This is a genomic window from Brachybacterium huguangmaarense (genome assembly GCF_025725725.1).
GTDB lineage: Bacteria > Actinomycetota > Actinomycetes > Actinomycetales > Dermabacteraceae > Brachybacterium > Brachybacterium huguangmaarense.
This window is the reverse complement of sequence record NZ_CP107020.1, coordinates 2,990,669-3,008,997: the sequence shown is the minus strand read 5'-3', so window position 1 is coordinate 3,008,997 and position 18,329 is coordinate 2,990,669. Positions and strand designations below refer to the sequence as shown.

Here is an 18,329-nt window from a genome sequence, read left to right as displayed (position 1 = left end):
GCTCATGCTGCGACCCCACGGCCTCCCGCCCCGCCTCGCTGAGCGCGAGGACACGCTCGTCATGGGCATCCTCAACGTCACCCCCGACTCCTTCTCCGACGGCGGGGAGCACGACGAGCCCGCCGAGGCCCTCGCGCACGCGCGCGCCCTGCTCGCCGCGGGCGCCGCGATCATCGACGTCGGCGGGGAGTCCACCCGTCCCGGCGCCGAGCGCGTCGACGCCGCCGAGGAGCTGCGCCGCGTGCTCCCGGTCGTCGGCGCCCTCGCCCGCGACGGCGTGTGCGTGAGCGTCGACACGATGCGCGCCGAGGTCGCCGCCGCGGCCCTCGAGGCGGGCGCGATGATCGTCAACGACGTGTCCGGCGGGCTCGCCGACCCCGAGATGCCCGCCCTGGTCGCGCGCGCCCGCACCGCCGGCGGCACGCCGCCCGTGATGGTCGCGATGCACTGGCGAGGCCACGCCGACGTCATGAGCTCTCTCGCCGACTACGACGACATCGCCGTGGACGTCGCCTCCGAGCTCGCCGCGCGCGTCGAGGCGCTCACCGCCGCCGGGGTCGAGCGCCGGGCGATCGTCGCCGACCCCGGCCTCGGCTTCGCCAAGCGCGGCGGCCACGACTGGGACCTGCTCGCCCGCTGGGAGACCCTCGACGCCCTCGGCCTGCCGCTCCTGATCGGCGTGTCGCGCAAGCGCTCGATCGCCAGCCTCACCACCGCCGACGGCGCCCCGCTCGACCGCGACGCGGTCACCGCCGCCCTCACGACCTACAGCGCGCTGCGCGGCGCCTGGTGCGTGCGCGTGCACGACGTCGGGCCCTCGGTCGCGGGGACCGCCGCCGTGCGCGAGCTCACCCGCCACCGTGACGGGACGGCCCGGACATGAGGCGCCACGACACGATCGAGCTGACCGGGGTGCGCGCCCGCGGCCACCACGGCGTGCTCGCCGCCGAGAAGCGTGACGGCCAGGAGTTCGTCGTCGACGTGACGCTCCATCTCGACACCGCCCCCGCGGCGCGTGACGACGCCCTGTCCCGCACGGTCGACTACGGCGCCGTCGCGGGGCTCGTCGTCGACGTCGTCGGCACGGGCGCGCTCGACCTCATCGAGACCCTCGCCCGGCGTCTCGCCGATGCCGTCCTGGCCCAGCAGCCCCTCGTGCGCGCCGTCGAGGTGACGGTGCACAAGCCCTCGGCGCCGATCCCGCACCCCTTCGCCGACGTCGCCGTGCGCATCCGCCGCGACGCCCCGCCCGTGCCCGCCGTGCTCGCGCTCGGCACCAACCTGGGCGACCGCGAGGCCCACGTGCGCCGTGCCCTCGAGCTGCTCGCGGGCGCGGAGGGCGTCGAGATCGCCTGGACGGCGCCGGTCGTCGAGACCGACCCGGTCGGCGGCGTGCTCGTCGACGGCGCCGAGCAGGGCCCCTACCTCAACACCGTGGTCGGCCTCCGCACCGACCTCGGACCGTGGGAGCTGCTCGACCTCGCCCACACGATCGAGGCCGACGCGCACCGCGAGCGGACCGTGCGCTGGGGCCCGCGCACCCTCGACGTCGACGTCGTCACGTGGGGCGAGCTGGTCCAGGACGACCCCGACCTCACCCTCCCGCACCCGCGCGCCCACGAGCGCGCCTTCGTGCTGGCACCGTGGGCGGCCGCCCGTCCCGACGACGTCCTGCCCGGCCGCGGCCGGGTCGCGGACCTCGCCGCGCACGCGCCGGACCGCGACGGCGTGCGGAGCCCGAGGACGCCATGAAGCCGCTGAACATCCCATGGCTGATCGTCGCGCTGCTCGCGGCGGCGGCCGTCGGCGCCCTCGCCTCCCAGCTCGTGGCCTCCCACGGCTCCGCGATCCCCGTCGCGGGCTGGCTCACGGGCATCGTGCTGCTCGTGCTCGCCGGCGTGCTGCTCCTGCTCGGCCTGCCCCTGCGCCGCTACCTCCAGGAGTCCGAGGAGCGCCACCGCAACCCGACGCTCGCACCGCGCCGCCACCAGCTCGACATGCCGACCGCCTATCGCACCGTGCTGCTCGCCCGTGCCGCCGCCCTCACCGGCGCGATCGTCGGCGGCCTGTTCGCGGGGGAGGCCCTGTTCCTGCTCGGCCGCGGGGGAGGGGACCTCGTCCAGGCCGTCCTGCCCACCTCGTTCGCGGCCCTCGGCGGCATCGTGCTCGGCATCGTGGGCGTGATCGTCGAGCGCTGGGGCACCCTCCCGCCCGAGGACGGCGGCAACGCCACCGAGAGCACGGGCACGCGGGCCTGAGCACCTGACACCATGGACCCATGAGTCCCGCGCGCACCCTTCTCGGCGCCGACGGCCTGCGGCCCGTCTCGCCCCGCCTGATCCCGGCCCGCTACCTCGGCGGCCTGATCCCGGACCTGATCGCGCTCGCCCTCGCCGTCGCGTGCGTGGTCCTCGCCGTCCGGCTCGACTGGTGGTGGCTCGGCCTCGTGGCCCTCGTGCCGCTGCTCGTCGTCGCGCCCGGTCTGATCCTCACCCCGCGGCGCGTGCGCGCCCTGGGCTATCTCGACCGCGACGAGGACCTCGTCGTCGCGAGCGGCATCATGTTCCGCTCGGTGACCGGTACCCCGTACGGGCGCGTGCAGAGCGTCGAGATCCATGAGGGGCCCATCGAGCGCCGCTTCGGCATCGCGCGCATCTCCTACTCGACGGCCTCGACCGATGTGGACGGCTCGATTCCCGGGCTGCCGCGCGAGGAGGCCGAGCGGCTGCGGGAGCTGCTCACGACGCGCGGCATCGAGAGGATGCAGTCGCTGTGAGCGCCGCCGACGTCCCGCCTCCGGGCGACGAGACCCCGCCCGAGGGCACGCTCGTCCCGGAGGGCGCGCCCGAGGACGCCCCCACGTTCCATCGCACCCATCCGCTGACCCCCCTCATCTCCGGCTGGAAGCTCCTGGCCGGGCTGGTCGCGGTCGTCACCGCCCAGAACCTCGGCCGGCTCGCCTCCGAGTTCACCTGGCGGCGCGCCCTCCTGTTCGCCGGGCTGCTCGTGGCCGCCCTGCTCGTGACGATGGCCGTGAGCACCCTGCGGTGGTGGCGCACGACATACGCGATCACGGCCGACGGGGTGGTCATGCACGCCGGGGTCCTCACCCGCACGCGGCGCACCGCCCCCCGCTCGAAGATCGAGTCGGTCTCGGTCGAGCGGCCGCTGCTCGCCCGCGTGCTCGGGCTCGCCAAGGTGCGCATCGAGATCGCCGGCGGCGCGGACTCCCACCTCGACCTCGACTACGTCACGGGCCGCGAGGCCGAGACCATCCGCCGCGAGATCCTCGAGGTCGCCGCGAGCCCCGTCGGATCCGCGCGGCGCCCGCGCCCGGACGCCGTGCCCGGCGAGCCCGAGCCCGATCCCGACGCCGCACCCGCGCGCTCCTCGGCGCGCGAGAGCGTGCGCTCCTTCGTCTACGACGGGGTCACCGAGGGCCATGCGATCGCCCAGGTCCCGACCGAGCGCCTGCTGCGCTCGATGCTGCGCGACCTCGGCTTCATGCTCGGCCTGCTCGTCGGCCTGGTCTGGGTGATCGTCACCGTCGTCGTCTCGATCACGACCGACGGCATCGGTCTCGGCGCGCTCGCCGCCCTGATCCCGGCCCTGCTCATCGTGCCGCAGATGGTGCTCCGTCGCATCGAGAACGGCTGGGGCTTCGTCTCCCGCCTCACCGAGCGCGGCCTGCGCATGCGCCGCGGGCTGCTGTCGACCCGCACCGACAACATCGGGCCCGGCCGCGTCCAGGACCTCCGCCTGTCCCAGCCGCTCCTGTGGCGCGGGCCCCGCTGGATCGGGGCCACCGCGACCGTCGCCGGCATCGGCGCCGAGGGCGGCGGCGACGGCGCGAGCCACGTGCTGCCGGTCGGCACCGTCGAGGAGCTGCACCGCACCCTCGGCAGCCTGCTGCCGCCGCTCGGCACGGACGACGACCTCGCCGTCGCGCTCGACCTGCTGTCCCGCCCGGCCCGCGAGCTCGACGGCCTGCGGGCGGCCCATCGTCTCTTCTGGATCGCGCGCCGCACCGCTGTCGCCGTGCTGCTGCCCGAGGTGCTCGCCGTGCGCACCGGCGTGCTCACGCGGCGCCTCGTCCTCGTGCCCCGCGAGCGGATCCAGGGCGTCACGCTGGCCCAGGGCCCCCTCGCCCGGCGCCTGGGCGTCGCGACGGTGGACGTCGCCGTCGCGGTCACGAGCGCCGAGGTCTCCGACGTGCCGCTCGAGGCCGCCGTCGCCCTGCGCGACACCCTCGCGCGCGACGCCGCGAGCGGCCGGCTCTACCGCGACCGCGAGACGTGGCCCCGCCCGCCCCTCGAGCTGCCGGGGGAGGAGATGGCCGCATGAGCGAGCACGCGAGCACCGCCCCGCGTCTGGGCATCGGCGTCATCGGGGCCGGGAGGGTCGGCGCCGTGCTCGGGGCCGCCTGGCGCGCCGAGGGCCATGCCGTCACGGGCGCCTACGCCGTCTCCGAGACCTCCCGCGCCCGCGCGGCCGACCTGCTCCCCGGCGTGCCGCTGCTCGGCGTGGCCGAGATCGTCGAACGCTCCGAGGTCGTGCTCCTGGCCGTGCCCGACGACCAGCTCGCGGGCCTCGCCGCCGGCATCGCGGCGACCGGCCTCGTGCCCGGCGGCCAGGTCTTCGTGCACGTCTCGGGCGCCCACGGCACCGCCGTCCTCGAGCCGCTCGCCGCGTGCGGGTCGGCCGTGATCGCCCTGCACCCGGCGATGACGTTCACGGGCACCGCCGCCGACCTGCCCCGGCTGATCGGCTGCCCCGTCGCGGTCACCGCGCGCGGCGCCGCCGAGGCGATCGCGCACGCGCTCGTGGTCGAGACGGGCGGGGAGCCGGTGCCCGTCGCCGAGGCGGACCGCGCCCAGTACCACGCGGCGCTGTCCCACGGCGCCAACCACCTCACCGTGCTCGTCTCCCAGGCCCGCGACCTGCTGGCCGACATCGGCATCGAGGACCCCGGTGCCTACCTGCGCCCCCTGCTCGGCGCCGCCCTCGAGGAGTCCCTGCGGCGCGGCGCCGCGGCGCTCACGGGACCGGTCATGCGCGGGGACGCCGGGACCGTCGCGGCGCACCTCGCCGCGATCGCCGAGGCCGAGTCCGCGGCGACCTGGACCGCGCCGCGAGACACGGAGACGACATACCGCGCGCTCGCGCTCGCCGCCCTCGCCCGGGCGGGCCTCGGGCCGCACGAGACCGCCGCGATCCGTGACATCCTGTCTGCGCCCGATCCGCGCACCCAGGAGGACGACGCGTGACCACTCTCGTCACCACCACGGCCCAGCTGCGCACGGCGCGCGAGGCCATGGCGGGCCCCGTCGTCGTCGTGATGACGATGGGGGCCCTGCACGACGGCCATCTGCAGCTCGTGCGCCGCGCGCGCGAGGTCGCGGGGGAGGACGGCTCGGTGATCCTCACCGACTTCGTGAACCCCCTGCAGTTCGCGCCGGGCGAGGACCTCGACGCCTACCCGCGCACCCTCGAGGCCGACGTGGCCCTCGTCGACGGCCTCGCGGACCTCGTCTTCGCACCCTCCGTCGAGGAGATGTACCCCGTGCTGCCACCCGTCGTCTCGGTCGCGCTCGGGCCCATCGCCTCGGTGTTCGAGGGCGCAGCGCGGCCCACGCACTTCGCGGGCGTCGCGACGGTCGTGCTCAAGCTGCTGCACCTGACCCGGCCGGACGTGGCCGTGTTCGGACGCAAGGACGCCCAGCAGCTCGCGATCCTCGAGCGCATGGTCGCCGATCTCGACGTGCCCGTGCGCCTCGAGGCCGTCCCCATCCAGCGCGAGGACTCGGGGCTGGCCCGCTCGAGCCGCAACGTGTACCTGAGCGAGCACGGCCGGCGCGACGCCCTGGCCCTGTCCCGCACCGTGCGCGCCGTCGAGGCGGCCGCGCCGAGCATGGCCGGCATGCTCGCGGCGCTGCGCTCCGAGCGCGATGCCCCCGGCGTGGACTGGGACTACGCGAGCGCGGTCGACCCCGCGACCTTCGCGGAGATCGGGCCCGAGCATCGCGGCCCGGTGCTCGTCGTGCTCGCCGCGCGCGTCGAGGGCACCCGCCTGCTCGACTCCACTGTGGTGGAGGCGACAGCGGCCTGAGCGGCCCCGACCCGCGGCCGGGCCGCTCGCTTTGAGACAATCGCACGCATGAACGACGCCCAGACCCCCGACCATGACGACGCCGTCGACACCTCCGACCAGATCGCCGTGCGCCGGGCCAAGCGGGAGCGCCTGCTCGAGCGCGGGGAGGAGGCCTACCCGGTCTCCGTGCCCGTGACCGACACGATCGCGCACGTCCGCGCGACGTACGGGCACCTGGCCGCGGGCGAGGAGACCGACGAGGTCGCGGGCGTCGCCGGGCGCGTCGTCTTCGTGCGCAACACCGGCAAGCTGTGCTTCGCGACGATCCAGGACGGCGCGGGGGAGCGCCTGCAGATCATGCTGAGCCGCGCCGCCGTGGGCGAGGAGCGCCTCGCGGAGTTCAAGGCCGAGGTGGACCTCGGCGACCACGTCTTCTTCCACGGCCGCATCGGCGCCTCCCGGCGCGGCGAGCTGTCGATCTTCGCGGACGCCTGGCAGATGGCGTCCAAGGCGGTGCGGCCCCTCCCGGTCCTGCACGCCGACCTCTCCGAGGAGTCCCGGGTGCGCCGGCGCTACGTCGACCTCATCGTGCGCCCCGAGGCCCGCAAGATGGTGCGGTTACGCTCGACGGTCATGCGCTCGCTGCGCACGAGCTTCGAGGAGCGCGAGTTCATCGAGGTCGAGACCCCCATGCTCCAGGCGATCCCGTCGGGCGCCGCGGCCCGCCCGTTCGTGACCCACATGAACGCCTTCGACATGGACCTGTTCCTGCGGATCGCCCCCGAGCTGTTCCTCAAGCGCGCCGCCGTGGGCGGCCTCGAGCGCGTCTTCGAGGTCAACCGCAACTTCCGCAACGAGGGCGCCGACTCGACCCACTCGCCGGAGTTCGCGATGCTCGAGGCCTACCAGGCCTACGGCGACTACACCACGATCGGCGCCCTCACGCGCGAGCTGGTCCAGGAGGCCGCGCGCCGCGCGACGGGCTCCGAGGTCGTGACCCTCGCCGACGGCAGCGAGTACGACCTCTCCGGGACCTGGGACCGGATCACGGTCTACGGCTCGCTCTCGGAGTCGCTGGGGCGCGAGATCACGCCCGAGACGTCGGTCGCCGAGCTGCGTGCCATCGCGACCGAGCTCGGGCTCGACCTCGACCATCCCAAGTACGGCCACGGCAAGCTCGTCGAGGAGCTGTTCGAGCACCGGGTGGGCGACGACCTCTGGCGCCCCACCTTCGTCATGGACTTCCCGGTCGAGACGAGCCCGCTCGTGCGCGCCCACCGCTCCGTGCCCGGCGTGGTCGAGAAGTGGGACCTGTACGTGCGCGGCTTCGAGCTCGCGACGGGCTACTCCGAGCTCGTGGACCCCGTCATCCAGCGCGAGCGCTTCGAGCAGCAGGCGCGTCTGGCCGCCCAGGGGGACGACGAGGCGATGCGCCTGGACGAGGACTTCCTCGAGGCCATGGAGTACGCTCTGCCCCCGACGGGCGGCATGGGCATGGGGATCGACCGCCTGCTCATGGCCCTCACGGGACGAGGCATCCGTGAGACGATCCTGTTTCCCCTCGTCAAGCACGGGAGCAATTGATGGGTCACATCGACTGGCTGTACGAACTGGGTTCCCTGGTCCCGCCGATCTGTGTGGGTCTGCTGTTCTGGTTCGCGATGCGCGCGATCCTGCGGGCGGATCGCCATGAACGCGAGGCAGAGCGCGAAGCGGAGCGTGAATATGCCGCCGCTCATCCCGAGACGGGTTCGACTTCTCCCTCCTCCCCTTCCTGAGAGAACAATCCGCATTCGGTGCGCCGCAGCCCGCGGCGCGTCAATTCGCCAGGAATGCGCACAGGGGGTACGGTCATGTCGACAGCATCACCCAATAGCTGGCGTCGCCAGCCCTCTCGAGGAGTGATTCCTACATGGCACGAAAGACCTTCGTCGAGCTGATCGACGACGTCGACGGCTCCAAGGCCGACGAGACCGTCTCCTTCTCGCTCGACGGCGTGGGCTACGAGATCGATCTGACGGCGGACAACGCCCAGCGCCTGCGCAACGAGATCGGCTCGTGGACGGGCAAGGCCCGTCGCGTGAGCGGTCGCCGCACGACCCGCAGCGCCTCGTCCTCGACGACGTCCCCCGAGGAGACGGCGCGCATCCGCGAGTGGGCCCGCGAGAACGGCTACACCGTCTCCGACCGCGGCCGCATCGCGAGCGAGGTCCGCTCCGCATACGAGGCCGCGCACTGATTGATGTCGTGACCTGAAAAACCCCCGGGAGTTCATCTCCCGGGGGTTTTTCTCATGATTGCGGTCACCGCGTCAGAAACCTCGGATCGTCCAGGCGGCCCGATGCCGGGAGCCGGGGGTGATGCGCACCACATCCGTGCCGCTGCGGAATGCGTCCGGAGGGCAGGTCATCGGCTCGACGGCCATGCCCTGGCGATCGTTCTCGGGCTCCGGCCGGTCGCCGGTGTGGACCTGGACCCACGGGCAGCGCTCGTCGAACACGATCTCGACGCCCGTCCCGGAGGGATCGGTCACGGCCACCCGCGCCTGCCCGTCGGTCCGTGCGAGGTCGGTGAACGCGTGGTCGAGGAACGTCGACCCGACCGTGCGACCCCCCGCGAAGTCGAGGTCGCCGCCGTGCTCGACCGCGGCCATGCCCGTCGGCAGCAGACGGTCGGGCGTGACCTGCAGGACGGTGCCGGCGCGCAGATCCAGCTCCCACGTGTCGAGCGGGCCCGGGCCGGCCACGAGGTACGGGTGCGGGCACACGCCGTAGGGCAGGTCCGTGCGGCCGAGGTTGGTCGCCGTGACCGTCGTCGTGAGGCCGTCCTCGGCGTTGAGGCGGTACTCGACCTCGACGCGCAGCAGGAAGGGGTAGCCGGGCGTGGGGTACAGGACGGTCGAGAGCGTCACCGCGTCCCGCTGTGCCTCATCCGCCGCGTCGACGGGGGAGTAGAGCTGGAAGGACAGCAGGCCGTGCAGCGCGTTGCCGCGATCGGGCTCGGTGATCGCCGTCTGCAGCTCGCGCCCGTCCCACGTGTAGCGGCCGTCCCCGATCCGGTTGGGCCACGGCGCCACGAGCGCGCCGCGCGAGAGGATCGTCGGGCCGTCGAGCGGGCTCGAGAGGATGAGCGGGCGGCCGTCGAGCTCGAGACCGTCGAGGGTCGCGCCGACCTCGCAGATCCGTGCCCGGTAGGGACCTGCCGCGATCTCGTGGACGCCCCCGCGGGGGCCGATCTGCTGGGTCTCGGTCATGCCTGTGCCTCCTGGGCGGTCGTCTCGGGTGCGGGGTCCGGGTCGGGCTCGACGAGCACGACGTGCAGATGCCGGGGGCCGTGCACGCCCTCGACCCGCGACAGCTCGATGTCGCTCGTCGCGCTCGGCCCCGAGACCATGGTCCACGGCGCCGTCGGGTCCTCGGCCATGCGCTCGATCGCGCGCGGCACGCCGAGGGCCACGTCGGCGGCGTCGACCACGACCACGTGCAGGTCGGGGACGAGGCTCAGGATGCGGCGGCCGCTGAGGTCGTCGCCGCGCAGCACGATGGTCCCGGTCAGCGCGATCGCCGTGTGGCATCCGGTGACGACGGCGTCGATCGCGTCGAGCTCGCGTGCTCCGAGCGTGCCGTCGTCGCGCACGGGCTCCACGGCGAGGCCGGCGGTCCATGCGGCGGGCAGCGCCGGCGGCACCACGACGGATTGCGCGTCGCCGAGGGCCTCGGCGACCGCGGCGGGCACGCCGGCCGCGGTCGTGCGGTGCACGACGGCGGTGTAGTCCTCGAGCCGGGTCACGAGCAGCTGGCGCACCTTGGCGGGGTCGGTCGCGGTCTCCTGGCGGTCGTCGGCCCGCTGGTAGGCCCGCGGGACGTCCGCGGCCTCGGTCACCGCATCGCGCCGCTCGACCGCGAGCGCGGTGCGCAGACGCCCGAGGATCTCCTGCTTGGCGCTCAGCCCCGGGGTGCGGCGGGGGCGGTCGTCGTGCCAGTCGTTCACCGTGCCTCCTCGTCGGCCGTGCCGTCGCCGGGGTCCTGCGTCTGCTCGGGCGCCGCGGCCGGGCTCTCGCGCGAGCTCCACCACGAGCGGAAGGACTCGTGGGGGGTGGGCAGGTCGCGATGGTCGGTCCAGCCGGGGATCACCGGCAGCGCGGAGGGGAGGCGGCCGATGTTGCCGTGGCGCTTGAGCAGACCCGCGAGGCGGCTCGCGCGGACCGTCGCGTCGTAGGCGCGCGGGGAGGACATCAGCCGGCTCATGCCCTGCATCGCCACGTCCCACGTGCCGTGGAACTGGCCGCGCGTCTCCCGGCGCTGGTCGACGTCCTTGGCCCGCAGGTGCACGAGGATCTTGGGGATGTCGATCTTGACCGGGCACACGTCGTAGCACGCCCCGCACAGGCTCGAGGCGTACGGGAGCGAGGAGCTGGGGTCGTCCGGACCCGTCATGCCGGTCAGCTGGGGCGAGAGGATCGCGCCGATCGGCCCCGGGTAGGTCGAGCCGTACGCGTGGCCGCCCGCCCGCTCGTAGACGGGGCACACGTTCAGGCACGCCGAGCAGCGGATGCAGTGCAGCGCGCTGCGGCCCTCGGGGTCCTCGAGCACCGCGCTGCGCCCGTTGTCGAGCAGGACCAGATGGAACTCCTCGGGCCCGTCGCCCTCGCGCACCCCGGTGAACAGCGACGTGTACGGGTTCATGCGCTCGCCGGTCGAGGAGCGCGGGAGCAGCTGCAGGAACACCTCGAGGTCCGCGAAGCTCGGGATCACCTTCTCGATCCCGACCACGGAGATCAGCGTGCGCGGCAGCGTCAGGCACATGCGGCCGTTGCCCTCGGACTCGACGATCGAGATCGTGCCCGTCTCGGCGACGGCGAAGTTGGCCCCCGAGATCGCGACGCCCCCGGGCAGGTCCAGGAAGCGCTCGCGCAGGAAGCGCCGCGCCGCGCCCGCGAGCTCGGCCGGGTCGTCGGTGATGTCGGGGTCGATGTCCGGCATGTGGCTCAGGAAGATCTGCCGGATCTCGTCGCGGTTGCGATGGATCGCGGGGACCAGGATGTGGCTCGGCGTGTCGCCCGCGAGCTGCACGATGAGCTCGGCCAGGTCGGACTCGATCGCCGTGACGCCCGCGGCGGCGAGGGTCTCGTTGAGCCCGATCTCCTGCGTCGCCATCGACTTGATCTTGAGCACGGGGCCACCGCCGCGCTCGAGCACGAGGGAGGTGACGATGTCGCCGGCCTCCTCGGCGTCGCGCGCCCAGTGCACGTGGCCGCCCGCGGCGGTGACGGCCTGCTCGAGCTGCTCGAGCATCTCCGGGAGGTGGTCGGTGACCTGCCACTTCAGGGCGCTCCCGGTGTCGCGCAGCTTCTGCCAGTCGCGCATCTCACGCACCACGCCGGCGCGCTTGGCGCGGATCGTGCTCGTCGCGTGGGCGAGGTTGCCGCGCAACGTCGCGTCGGCGAGCTCGTGGCGGGCGGCCGCGGGGAAGGACTCCTCGCCGCGCAGATGGGACGTCTGGGGCGAGGCGTGCTGCGGACGGATCGCCGGCATGCCGAGGTCGACGGTGCTCATGAGGCCCTCCCGAGCATGACGTCCGAGGGCACGAACGGGTGCTCCCGGGTGGAGGCGAGGATCTGCGCCAGGTGGATGGGACGGGGGCGCGCGCCCGTGCGCGAGAGCTTGCCGCCGATGTTCATGAGGCACGAGGCGTCGCCCGCGACCACGTAGTCGGCGCCGGACTTCACGACGTTCGCCGCCTTGTCGGTGACCATCGCGTCGGACGTGTCGGCGTTCTTGACGGAGAAGGTGCCGCCGAAGCCGCAGCACGTGTCGGAGGCGGGGAGGTTGACGACCTCGATGTCCTCGACGGCCCGCAGCAGGCGCAGCGGGCGGGGGCCCACCTTGAGCACGCGCATCGAGTGGCACGTGGGGTGGTAGGTGACGGTGTGGGGGAAGTAGGCGCCCACGTCGGTCACCTTGAGCACGTCGACGAGCAGCTCGGAGAGCTCGTAGGTCTTGGCGGCCACGGCGGCGGCGCGCTCCTCGAGCACGGCGTCGCCCTCGTGGCGGGCGACGAGCGCGTGCTGGTCGCGCACGCAGCCGGCGCACGAGCCCGAGGGCATCACGATCGCGTCGACGCTCTCGAGCTGCGCCGAGAAGGTGTCGACGAAGCTGCGGACCACGGGCGCCGCCTCGGAGTAGTAGCCCGTGTTGGTGTGCATCTGCCCGCAGCACGTCTGGCGGGGGTCGAAGACGACCTCATGCCCCAGGCGCTCGAGCAGGAGCACGGTGGATCGGGCGACGTCGGGGGCCATCACGTCGGCCAGACAGGTCGCCATCAGGGAGATGCGCATGGTGGGGCTCCAGCGGTTGCGAGCCGCCCGGCCCGGCCGGGCCGGACGGAGGATCAGTGGGACAGGCCGAGGATGCTCGCCGTCCTCTCGAGGGACGAGTGGGCGGCGTCGGCGTCGTCCGAGAGGGACGTGCCGTAGGACGGGATCATCCGGGCGATCCGGGGGCGCCAGGCGTCGATCCGGTCGGAGAAGACGGCGGCCATCATGTCGAGCATGATCGTGGTCGCCGTGGAGGCGCCGGGGGAGGCGCCGAGCATGCCGCCGATCGAGCCGTCCGCGGCGGTGATGAGCTGGGTGCCGAACTGGAGCACGCCGACCTTCTTGGGGTCGGGGGCGATCACCTGCACGCGCTGGCCCGCCGTCACCGGCTCCCAGTCCTCCTCGCGGGCGCCCGGCATGTACTCGGTGAGCGCCGCGAAGCGCTTGCCGCTCGTCGCGGCGAGCTCCTTGGCCAGGTAGGTCATGAGGTCGAGGTTCGGGGGAGCGACCGCGACCATCTGGGCGATGTTGCCGGGCTTGATGGACGCGAACAGATCGGTGTACCGGCCCGTCTTGAGGAACTTTGGGCTCCACCCGGCGTACGGGCCGAACATGAGGGAGCGGCGGCCGTCGACGAAGCGCGTGTCGAGGTGCGGGACGCTCATGGGAGGCGCGCCGACGCTCGCCCGGCCGTAGACCTTGGCGTCGTGGCGGGCGATGATCTCCTCGTTCGTGCACCGCAGCCACTCGCCCGAGATGGGGAAGCCGCCGAAGCCGCGGATCTCGTCGATCCCGGAGTCCTGCAGGAGCGGCAGCGCGTTGCCGCCGGCGCCGACGAAGACGAAGGGGGTGCGGGTCACGTGCACGGCGCCGGTCGCGCTCGAGCGGCTCATGACGCCCCACTCGCCGCCCATGCGGCGCAGCGAGATCACCTCGCGCCCCGTGCGCACGGTGGTGCCCACGGTCTCGGCGAAGGCGAACAGGTTCCGCGTGAGCTGGCCGAAGTTGACGTCCGTGCCGTCGGGCGACCAGGTGGCCGCGATCGACTCGGTCACGGGCCGGCCCTCGCTCACGAGGGGGGCCCACTCGGCGAGCTGCTCGTGGGAGGTCGTGAACCGCATCCGGTCGAACAGCGGGTTGGCGACGAGGGCGTCGTGCCGTCGGCGCAGGTAGTCGGTGCTCTCGAGGCCGTGCACGAAGCTCATGTGCGGCACCGGATGGATGAAGGAGGTGTCGCCGATGCGCCCGGACTCGACCAGATGCGCCCAGAACTGGCGCGAGACCTGGAACTGCTCGTTGATGCTGATCGCCTTGGCGGGGCTGACCGAGCCGTCGACGTCCTGGGGCGTGTAGTTGAGCTCGCACAGCGCGCTGTGGCCGGTGCCGGCGTTGTTCCAGCCGTCGCTCGACTCCTGACCGACCGCGTCGAGCTTCTCGAGCACCTCGAGCTCCCAGCCCGGCTCGAGCTCGCTCAGCAGGGCCGCGAGGGTCGCGCTGGCCACGCCCCCTCCGATGAGCACCGCATCGGCGCGCGTGACGTCCACCGTGGACTTGGCCATGACTCTCCCGTTCCTCGTCCTGATCGCGATCCAGCGTAGCCCTCCTGCGGGCGGCGCCGTCGCCCGTGTCCTGATCCGCCTCGGCGGCGGCCTCGTCGAGCTGGGCGAGCAGGGCGTCGATGGGGCGCGCGAGGACCGAGCCGCAGAGGTCGAGCGCGACCCCGGCCCCGAGCAGGACCGCGAGCGGGGGGAGCACCATGCACAGCAGGCCCCAGGCGCCCGTGAGCGCCAGCTGGAGGAGGCTGCGCACGGGCAGCGCTCCCGGCAGCAGGAGCGCCACGCGCGTGGGCGGTGTCAACGAGAACATCGCGATGCTCCTGCTCGCCGCGAAGTTCGGCATCCCCGTGTGCCCTCACGCCGGCGGGGTGGGCCTGTGCGAGACGGTCCAGCACCTCGCGATGTTCGACGCGGTCGCCGTGGCGGGCACGACCGAGGAGCGCTGGATCGAGTACGTCGACCACCTGCACGAGCACTTCGAGGCGCCGGTCGTCATCGCGAACGGGGCGTACGTGGCCCCGGAGACGCCGGGCGGCGGAGCGCGCATGCTCGAGGCCTCCGTGCGCGACCACACCTATCCCACCGGGATCGTCTGGAAGGAAGACCGATGACCACCTCCCCCTCCACGGACGCGCAGGCCTGGTTCGACCAGGCGCGCTTCGGGCTGTTCGTGCACTTCGGGCTGTACGCCGTGCCGGCCCGGCACGAGTGGTCGATGACGCGGGAGCGGCGCACGGTCGAGGACTACTCGCGGTACGCCGACGTCTTCGACCCCGACCGCTTCGACGCGCGAGCCATCGCCCGCCGCGCCCGCGAGGCGGGGATGCGCTACGCCGTGCTGACCACCAAGCACCACGAGGGCTTCTGCCTGTTCGAGACCGCCGAGACGACCTATTCCGCGCCCGACGTGTGCGGACGGGACCTCGTGCGCGAGTGGGTCGACGCCCTGCGCGCCGAGGGGCTGCAAGTCGGCTTCTACTACTCGCTGCTCGACTGGCATCACCCGGACTACACGATCGACATGCAGCACCCCCTGCGCGACACGGGGGACTGGGACGAGCTGAACGCGGACCGCGACATGGCCCGCTACCGCGACTACCTGTTCGCGCAGGTCCGCGAGCTGCTCACCGGGTACGGCACGATCGACTACCTCTTCTTCGACTTCACCTACGGGCAGGAGGGCGGGAAGTTCGCGGAGGACTGGGACGCCGAGGCCCTGCTCGCCCTGTGCCGGACCCTGCAGCCGGCGATGATCGTCAACGACCGGCTCGGCATCCCGGGCGACCTCGTCACGCCCGAGCAGTACCAGCCCGCGAGCCCCATGACCGACGCGTCGGGGGCGGAGGTCCGCTGGGAGGCATGCCAGACCACGAACGGCTCGTGGGGCTACGACCGCGACAACCACGACTTCAAGAGCGCGGATCTGCTCGTGCGGATGCTCGTCGACTCGGTGGCCAAGAACGGCAACCTGCTGCTGAACGTCGGACCCGACGGCCGCGGCGGCCTGCGCACGGAGGACGCCGAGATCCTCGAGGAGCTCTCCGCCTGGATGGAGCTGCACGGCGACGCGGTGCACGGCGCCGGTGCGGCACGCGGCCTCGAGGCGCCGCAGGGCACGGTCCTCACCCGGCGCGGAGACCGCCTGTACGTGCATCTGACGACGTGGCCCATGCAGCATCTGCATCTGCCGGGTCTGGCGGGGCGCGTGCGCTTCGCGCGTCTGCTGCACGACGGCTCGGAGGTCCGCTTCACCACGATCGATCCCGCCCAGCAGGCCGAGACCACGACCGTCGGCGGCCTGGGCGAGGACGTCGTCACCCTCACGCTGCCGATCCGGCGGCCCGACGTGCTGCTGCCCGTCGTCGAGCTGCGGATCGACGACGCCCCGACCGGTGCCGCGCCGGTCTTCGGATCCGCCATCGCGCCCGCCGCCGCGGGCCTGGTATGAGCCGCGGCGCCACGACCACGACAGGAGCTCGCACCATGCAGAGGATCGCCCTGCACACCCGTCTGATCCCCGGCCACGAGGCCGGCTACGAGCGCGACCACGCGCGCATCCCCGACGAGCTGGACCCGGCGCTGCGCGAGGCCGGCGTGCTCACGTGGCGGATCTGGCGCGACGGCACGGACCTCTTCCACGTCGTCGAGGTCGAGGACTACGAGGCCATGCGCGCCTACCTGCGGGACCATCCCGCGAACGTCCGCTGGCAGGAGCACATCAACCGTCACCTCGCCGCCCCCGACAGCTACGAGGGCGGCGACGAGGGCATCGCCCTGGTCTGGGAGCTGCCCGCCGAGCCTCCTGCAACGCCCGGGGCCGACGCGGAGGAGCGGGCATGACCGGCGCGCTCACGCTGCCCGCCCTCGGGTTCGGCGCCGCCCAGCTCGGCAATCTCTACCGGGAGACCTCCGACGAGGAGGCGGCGGGCGCGGTCGCGGCCGCGTGGGACGAGGGCATCCGCTACTTCGACACGGCCCCGCACTACGGGATCGGCCTCAGCGAGGAGCGCCTGGGCGCCCAGCTCCGCGGCCGCCCCCGCGAGCAGTACCTGATCTCCACCAAGGTGGGGCGGCTGCTGCGGCCCGGGCCCGGCGGGGGCGACGACATGGACAACGCCTTCGCGGTCCCTGACGACCGCGTCCGGGTGTGGGACATGAGCGAGGCCGGGGTGCGCGCCTCGCACGCGGAGTCCCTCGAACGGCTCGGGCTGGACCGGGTCGACATCCTCTACCTGCACGATCCCGAGGAGGGTCCCACCGAGCAGGCCTTCGCCGAGGCGTTGCCCGCGCTCGCCGCGATGCGCGAGGAGGGCCTCGTGCGCGCCGTCGGCGTCGGCTCCAAGGACACCGAGGTGCTCGCCCGAGCGGTGCGCACGGGACTCGTGGACCTCGTGATGGTCTCGGGCCGGTACACGCTGCTCGAGCAGCCGGCCGCCGCCGAGCTCCTGCCCGCGTGCGAGGAGCACGGGGTGGGCGTGGTCGCGGTCAGCGTGTTCAACTCCGGCATCCTCGCGCGCCCGGAGCCGGCCGCGGACGCCGCCTACGAGTACGGGGCCGCGCCCGCCGAGATGCTCGAGCGCGCACGGGCCCTGGCCCGTGTGGCGCGTGAGCACGGCGCCGAGCTGCCCGATCTCGCGATGCAGTTCCCCCTGCGCCACCCGGCCATCGACACGGTCGTGCTCGGCATGCGCACCGCGGCTCAGGTCCACCAGAACGCCGGACGCATGCGGGTGCCGATCCCCGAGGAGGCCTGGGATGCCGCCGCGGCCATCTGAGCCGCGCGAGGGCGCCCCCGAGCCGGCCGGGCAGGGCGTGACCGATGCGCACCTGCACCTGTGGGACCTCGGGGCCAGCCCGTACGCCTGGCTCGATGCGCACCCGGCCCTGCACCGCAGCTTCGGCTGGGAGGACGCCCGCCGCGGACACGAGGCGCTCGGCGTGCGCCGGGTGGTGCTGGTCCAGGCCGACGACACCCTCGCGGACACGCAGCACCTGCAGCGGACGGCGACGCGCATCGAGGCGGCCGGCGGCCAGGTGTCCCGCGCCGACGTGGTCGCCTGGCTCTCGCTCGCCGATCCCGAGCGGGTCGGCGCCCTGCTCGCCGATCCCGCGGCCATGGTGCACGTGGTCGGGGTCCGCCACCTCGTGCACGACGACCCGGACCCGGGCTTCCTCGAACGCCCCGACGTCGCCCGCTCCCTCGACCTCCTCGCCGGGGTCGCGCTGCCGCTCGACGTGCCGGACGCGTATCCGCGCCACCTGGAGCAGGTGGTGCGCGTGGCGCAGGCCCACCCCGACCTGACCCTCGTGCTCGACCACCTCGGCAAGCCCCCGCTCGGGGACGCCCCCGGCATGGCCCGCTGGGAGGAGCAGCTGCGCCGGATCGCCGCACAGCCCTCGACCGTCGCCAAGGTCTCGGGCCTCGCGACGAGCGGGGACGGCCGGTTCGAGGAGGCGGTCGCGATCGCCCTCGAGGTCTTCGGCCCCGAACGGCTCATGTTCGGCAGCGACTGGCCGATCGCACCCGCTCCCGCCGACCACGCCTGCGGTGCCGGGCGGCTGCTCGGGGTGCTGCGAGGCTGGGAGCCCGCCGCGCGGGAGATGGTCCTGAACGGCACCGCCGACCGCGTCGACCGGCGCCTTCCTGTCCGGTAGCCGGGCGATGACCGCCGCGACGGGGGAGCGGCGGGCGCGGCGGCGAGGTGCTGTCGGGGCGGATAGGCCCCGCTGCGAGGTCGTGCGTCCGGCATCGGGGGCGGTGGGCGCCCGCGCCGGTGGCGGCGTGGCGTTGATGGGGCTGGGTGATGCGGAGGGCAATGCGGATCGTGCTGGATGAGTCCGGTCGCGGACCGTGGGGTCGCGGGCA

General features: G+C 73.6%; 19 protein-coding genes and 1 pseudogene. 15 read left to right on the top strand and 5 right to left on the bottom strand.

Annotated elements, in window-relative coordinates:
• Nucleotides 1-4 precede the first annotated feature (4 nt).
• The 10 genes from folP to BRM3_RS13830 all read left to right on the top strand — a co-directional run bounded on the left by folP (nt 5) and on the right by BRM3_RS13830 (nt 8,330).
• Nucleotides 5-883, top strand: coding sequence for a dihydropteroate synthase (folP, locus tag BRM3_RS13875; protein WP_263593880.1), 879 nt, complete (start codon nt 5-7; stop codon nt 881-883).
• A complete protein-coding gene (gene folK, locus BRM3_RS13870; protein ID WP_263593879.1) occupies nt 880-1,752 on the top strand; it encodes a 2-amino-4-hydroxy-6-hydroxymethyldihydropteridine diphosphokinase in 873 nt (290 codons plus the stop codon). Before folP ends, folK begins: the two co-directional genes overlap by 4 nt.
• Nucleotides 1,749-2,258: a DUF3180 domain-containing protein gene (locus BRM3_RS13865; protein WP_263593878.1), complete on the top strand. Its 510-nt coding sequence runs from the start codon at nt 1,749-1,751 to the stop codon at nt 2,256-2,258. Before folK ends, BRM3_RS13865 begins: the two co-directional genes overlap by 4 nt.
• A gap of 20 nt (nt 2,259-2,278) precedes the next feature.
• Entirely contained in the window at nt 2,279-2,776 is a 498-nt protein-coding gene (locus tag BRM3_RS13860) for a PH domain-containing protein (RefSeq protein ID WP_263593877.1), read from the top strand.
• A complete protein-coding gene (locus BRM3_RS13855; protein ID WP_263593876.1) occupies nt 2,773-4,344 on the top strand; it encodes a PH domain-containing protein in 1,572 nt (523 codons plus the stop codon). The genes BRM3_RS13860 and BRM3_RS13855 overlap by 4 nt, the downstream gene beginning before the upstream one ends.
• Nucleotides 4,341-5,267, top strand: a complete 927-nt coding sequence (locus BRM3_RS13850; RefSeq protein WP_263593875.1) for a Rossmann-like and DUF2520 domain-containing protein — start codon at nt 4,341-4,343, stop codon at nt 5,265-5,267. The genes BRM3_RS13855 and BRM3_RS13850 overlap by 4 nt, the downstream gene beginning before the upstream one ends.
• Entirely contained in the window at nt 5,264-6,109 is an 846-nt protein-coding gene (panC, locus tag BRM3_RS13845; RefSeq protein ID WP_263593874.1) for a pantoate--beta-alanine ligase, read from the top strand. Before BRM3_RS13850 ends, panC begins: the two co-directional genes overlap by 4 nt.
• A gap of 48 nt (nt 6,110-6,157) precedes the next feature.
• Nucleotides 6,158-7,675 (top strand): lysine--tRNA ligase, encoded by a 1,518-nt coding sequence (gene lysS / locus BRM3_RS13840; RefSeq protein ID WP_263593873.1) that lies wholly within the window; start codon nt 6,158-6,160, stop codon nt 7,673-7,675.
• Nucleotides 7,675-7,869 carry a hypothetical protein gene (locus BRM3_RS13835; protein ID WP_263593872.1) on the top strand — a complete coding sequence of 65 codons (195 nt, stop codon included), beginning with the start codon at nt 7,675-7,677 and terminating at the stop codon, nt 7,867-7,869. The genes lysS and BRM3_RS13835 overlap by 1 nt, the downstream gene beginning before the upstream one ends.
• Before the next feature lie 134 nt (nt 7,870-8,003).
• Nucleotides 8,004-8,330, top strand: a complete 327-nt coding sequence (locus tag BRM3_RS13830) for a histone-like nucleoid-structuring protein Lsr2 (RefSeq protein WP_263593871.1) — start codon at nt 8,004-8,006, stop codon at nt 8,328-8,330.
• A 72-nt stretch (nt 8,331-8,402) separates the two neighbouring features.
• Here BRM3_RS13830 and BRM3_RS13825 read toward each other — a convergent pair whose 3' ends face one another.
• From BRM3_RS13825 to BRM3_RS13805, 5 genes are read right to left on the bottom strand one after another with little or no spacing between them, the layout of a single operon-like run.
• Entirely contained in the window at nt 8,403-9,344 is a 942-nt protein-coding gene (locus BRM3_RS13825; RefSeq protein WP_263593870.1) for an aldose 1-epimerase family protein, read from the bottom strand.
• Nucleotides 9,341-10,081, bottom strand: coding sequence for a LutC/YkgG family protein (locus tag BRM3_RS13820; RefSeq protein WP_263593869.1), 741 nt, complete (start codon nt 10,079-10,081; stop codon nt 9,341-9,343). Before BRM3_RS13820 ends, BRM3_RS13825 begins: the two co-directional genes overlap by 4 nt.
• Nucleotides 10,078-11,646, bottom strand: coding sequence for a lactate utilization protein B (locus BRM3_RS13815; protein WP_263593868.1), 1,569 nt, complete (start codon nt 11,644-11,646; stop codon nt 10,078-10,080). Before BRM3_RS13815 ends, BRM3_RS13820 begins: the two co-directional genes overlap by 4 nt.
• Nucleotides 11,643-12,428 (bottom strand): (Fe-S)-binding protein, encoded by a 786-nt coding sequence (locus BRM3_RS13810; protein WP_263593867.1) that lies wholly within the window; start codon nt 12,426-12,428, stop codon nt 11,643-11,645. Before BRM3_RS13810 ends, BRM3_RS13815 begins: the two co-directional genes overlap by 4 nt.
• A 53-nt stretch (nt 12,429-12,481) precedes the next feature.
• A complete protein-coding gene (locus tag BRM3_RS13805) occupies nt 12,482-13,966 on the bottom strand; it encodes a malate:quinone oxidoreductase (RefSeq protein WP_263593866.1) in 1,485 nt (494 codons plus the stop codon).
• A 275-nt stretch (nt 13,967-14,241) separates the two neighbouring features.
• Here BRM3_RS13805 and BRM3_RS13800 point away from each other — a divergent pair.
• The 5 genes and pseudogenes from BRM3_RS13800 to BRM3_RS13780 all read left to right on the top strand — a co-directional run.
• Nucleotides 14,242-14,574, top strand: a pseudogene (locus BRM3_RS13800) (enolase C-terminal domain-like protein); the annotation flags it as partial.
• Nucleotides 14,571-15,911 (top strand): alpha-L-fucosidase, encoded by a 1,341-nt coding sequence (locus tag BRM3_RS13795; protein WP_263593865.1) that lies wholly within the window; start codon nt 14,571-14,573, stop codon nt 15,909-15,911. The pseudogene BRM3_RS13800 and the gene BRM3_RS13795, both read left to right, overlap by 4 nt.
• 35 nt (nt 15,912-15,946) lie before the next feature.
• The gene (locus tag BRM3_RS13790) at nt 15,947-16,303 is read left to right on the top strand and encodes an L-rhamnose mutarotase (RefSeq protein ID WP_263593864.1); all 357 of its coding nucleotides are present in this window, start codon (nt 15,947-15,949) and stop codon (nt 16,301-16,303) included.
• Nucleotides 16,300-17,238: an aldo/keto reductase gene (locus BRM3_RS13785; protein ID WP_263593863.1), complete on the top strand. Its 939-nt coding sequence runs from the start codon at nt 16,300-16,302 to the stop codon at nt 17,236-17,238. Before BRM3_RS13790 ends, BRM3_RS13785 begins: the two co-directional genes overlap by 4 nt.
• Nucleotides 17,219-18,118, top strand: a complete 900-nt coding sequence (locus BRM3_RS13780) for an amidohydrolase family protein (RefSeq protein ID WP_263593862.1) — start codon at nt 17,219-17,221, stop codon at nt 18,116-18,118. Before BRM3_RS13785 ends, BRM3_RS13780 begins: the two co-directional genes overlap by 20 nt.
• The last annotated feature ends 211 nt before the right edge of the window (nt 18,119-18,329 follow it).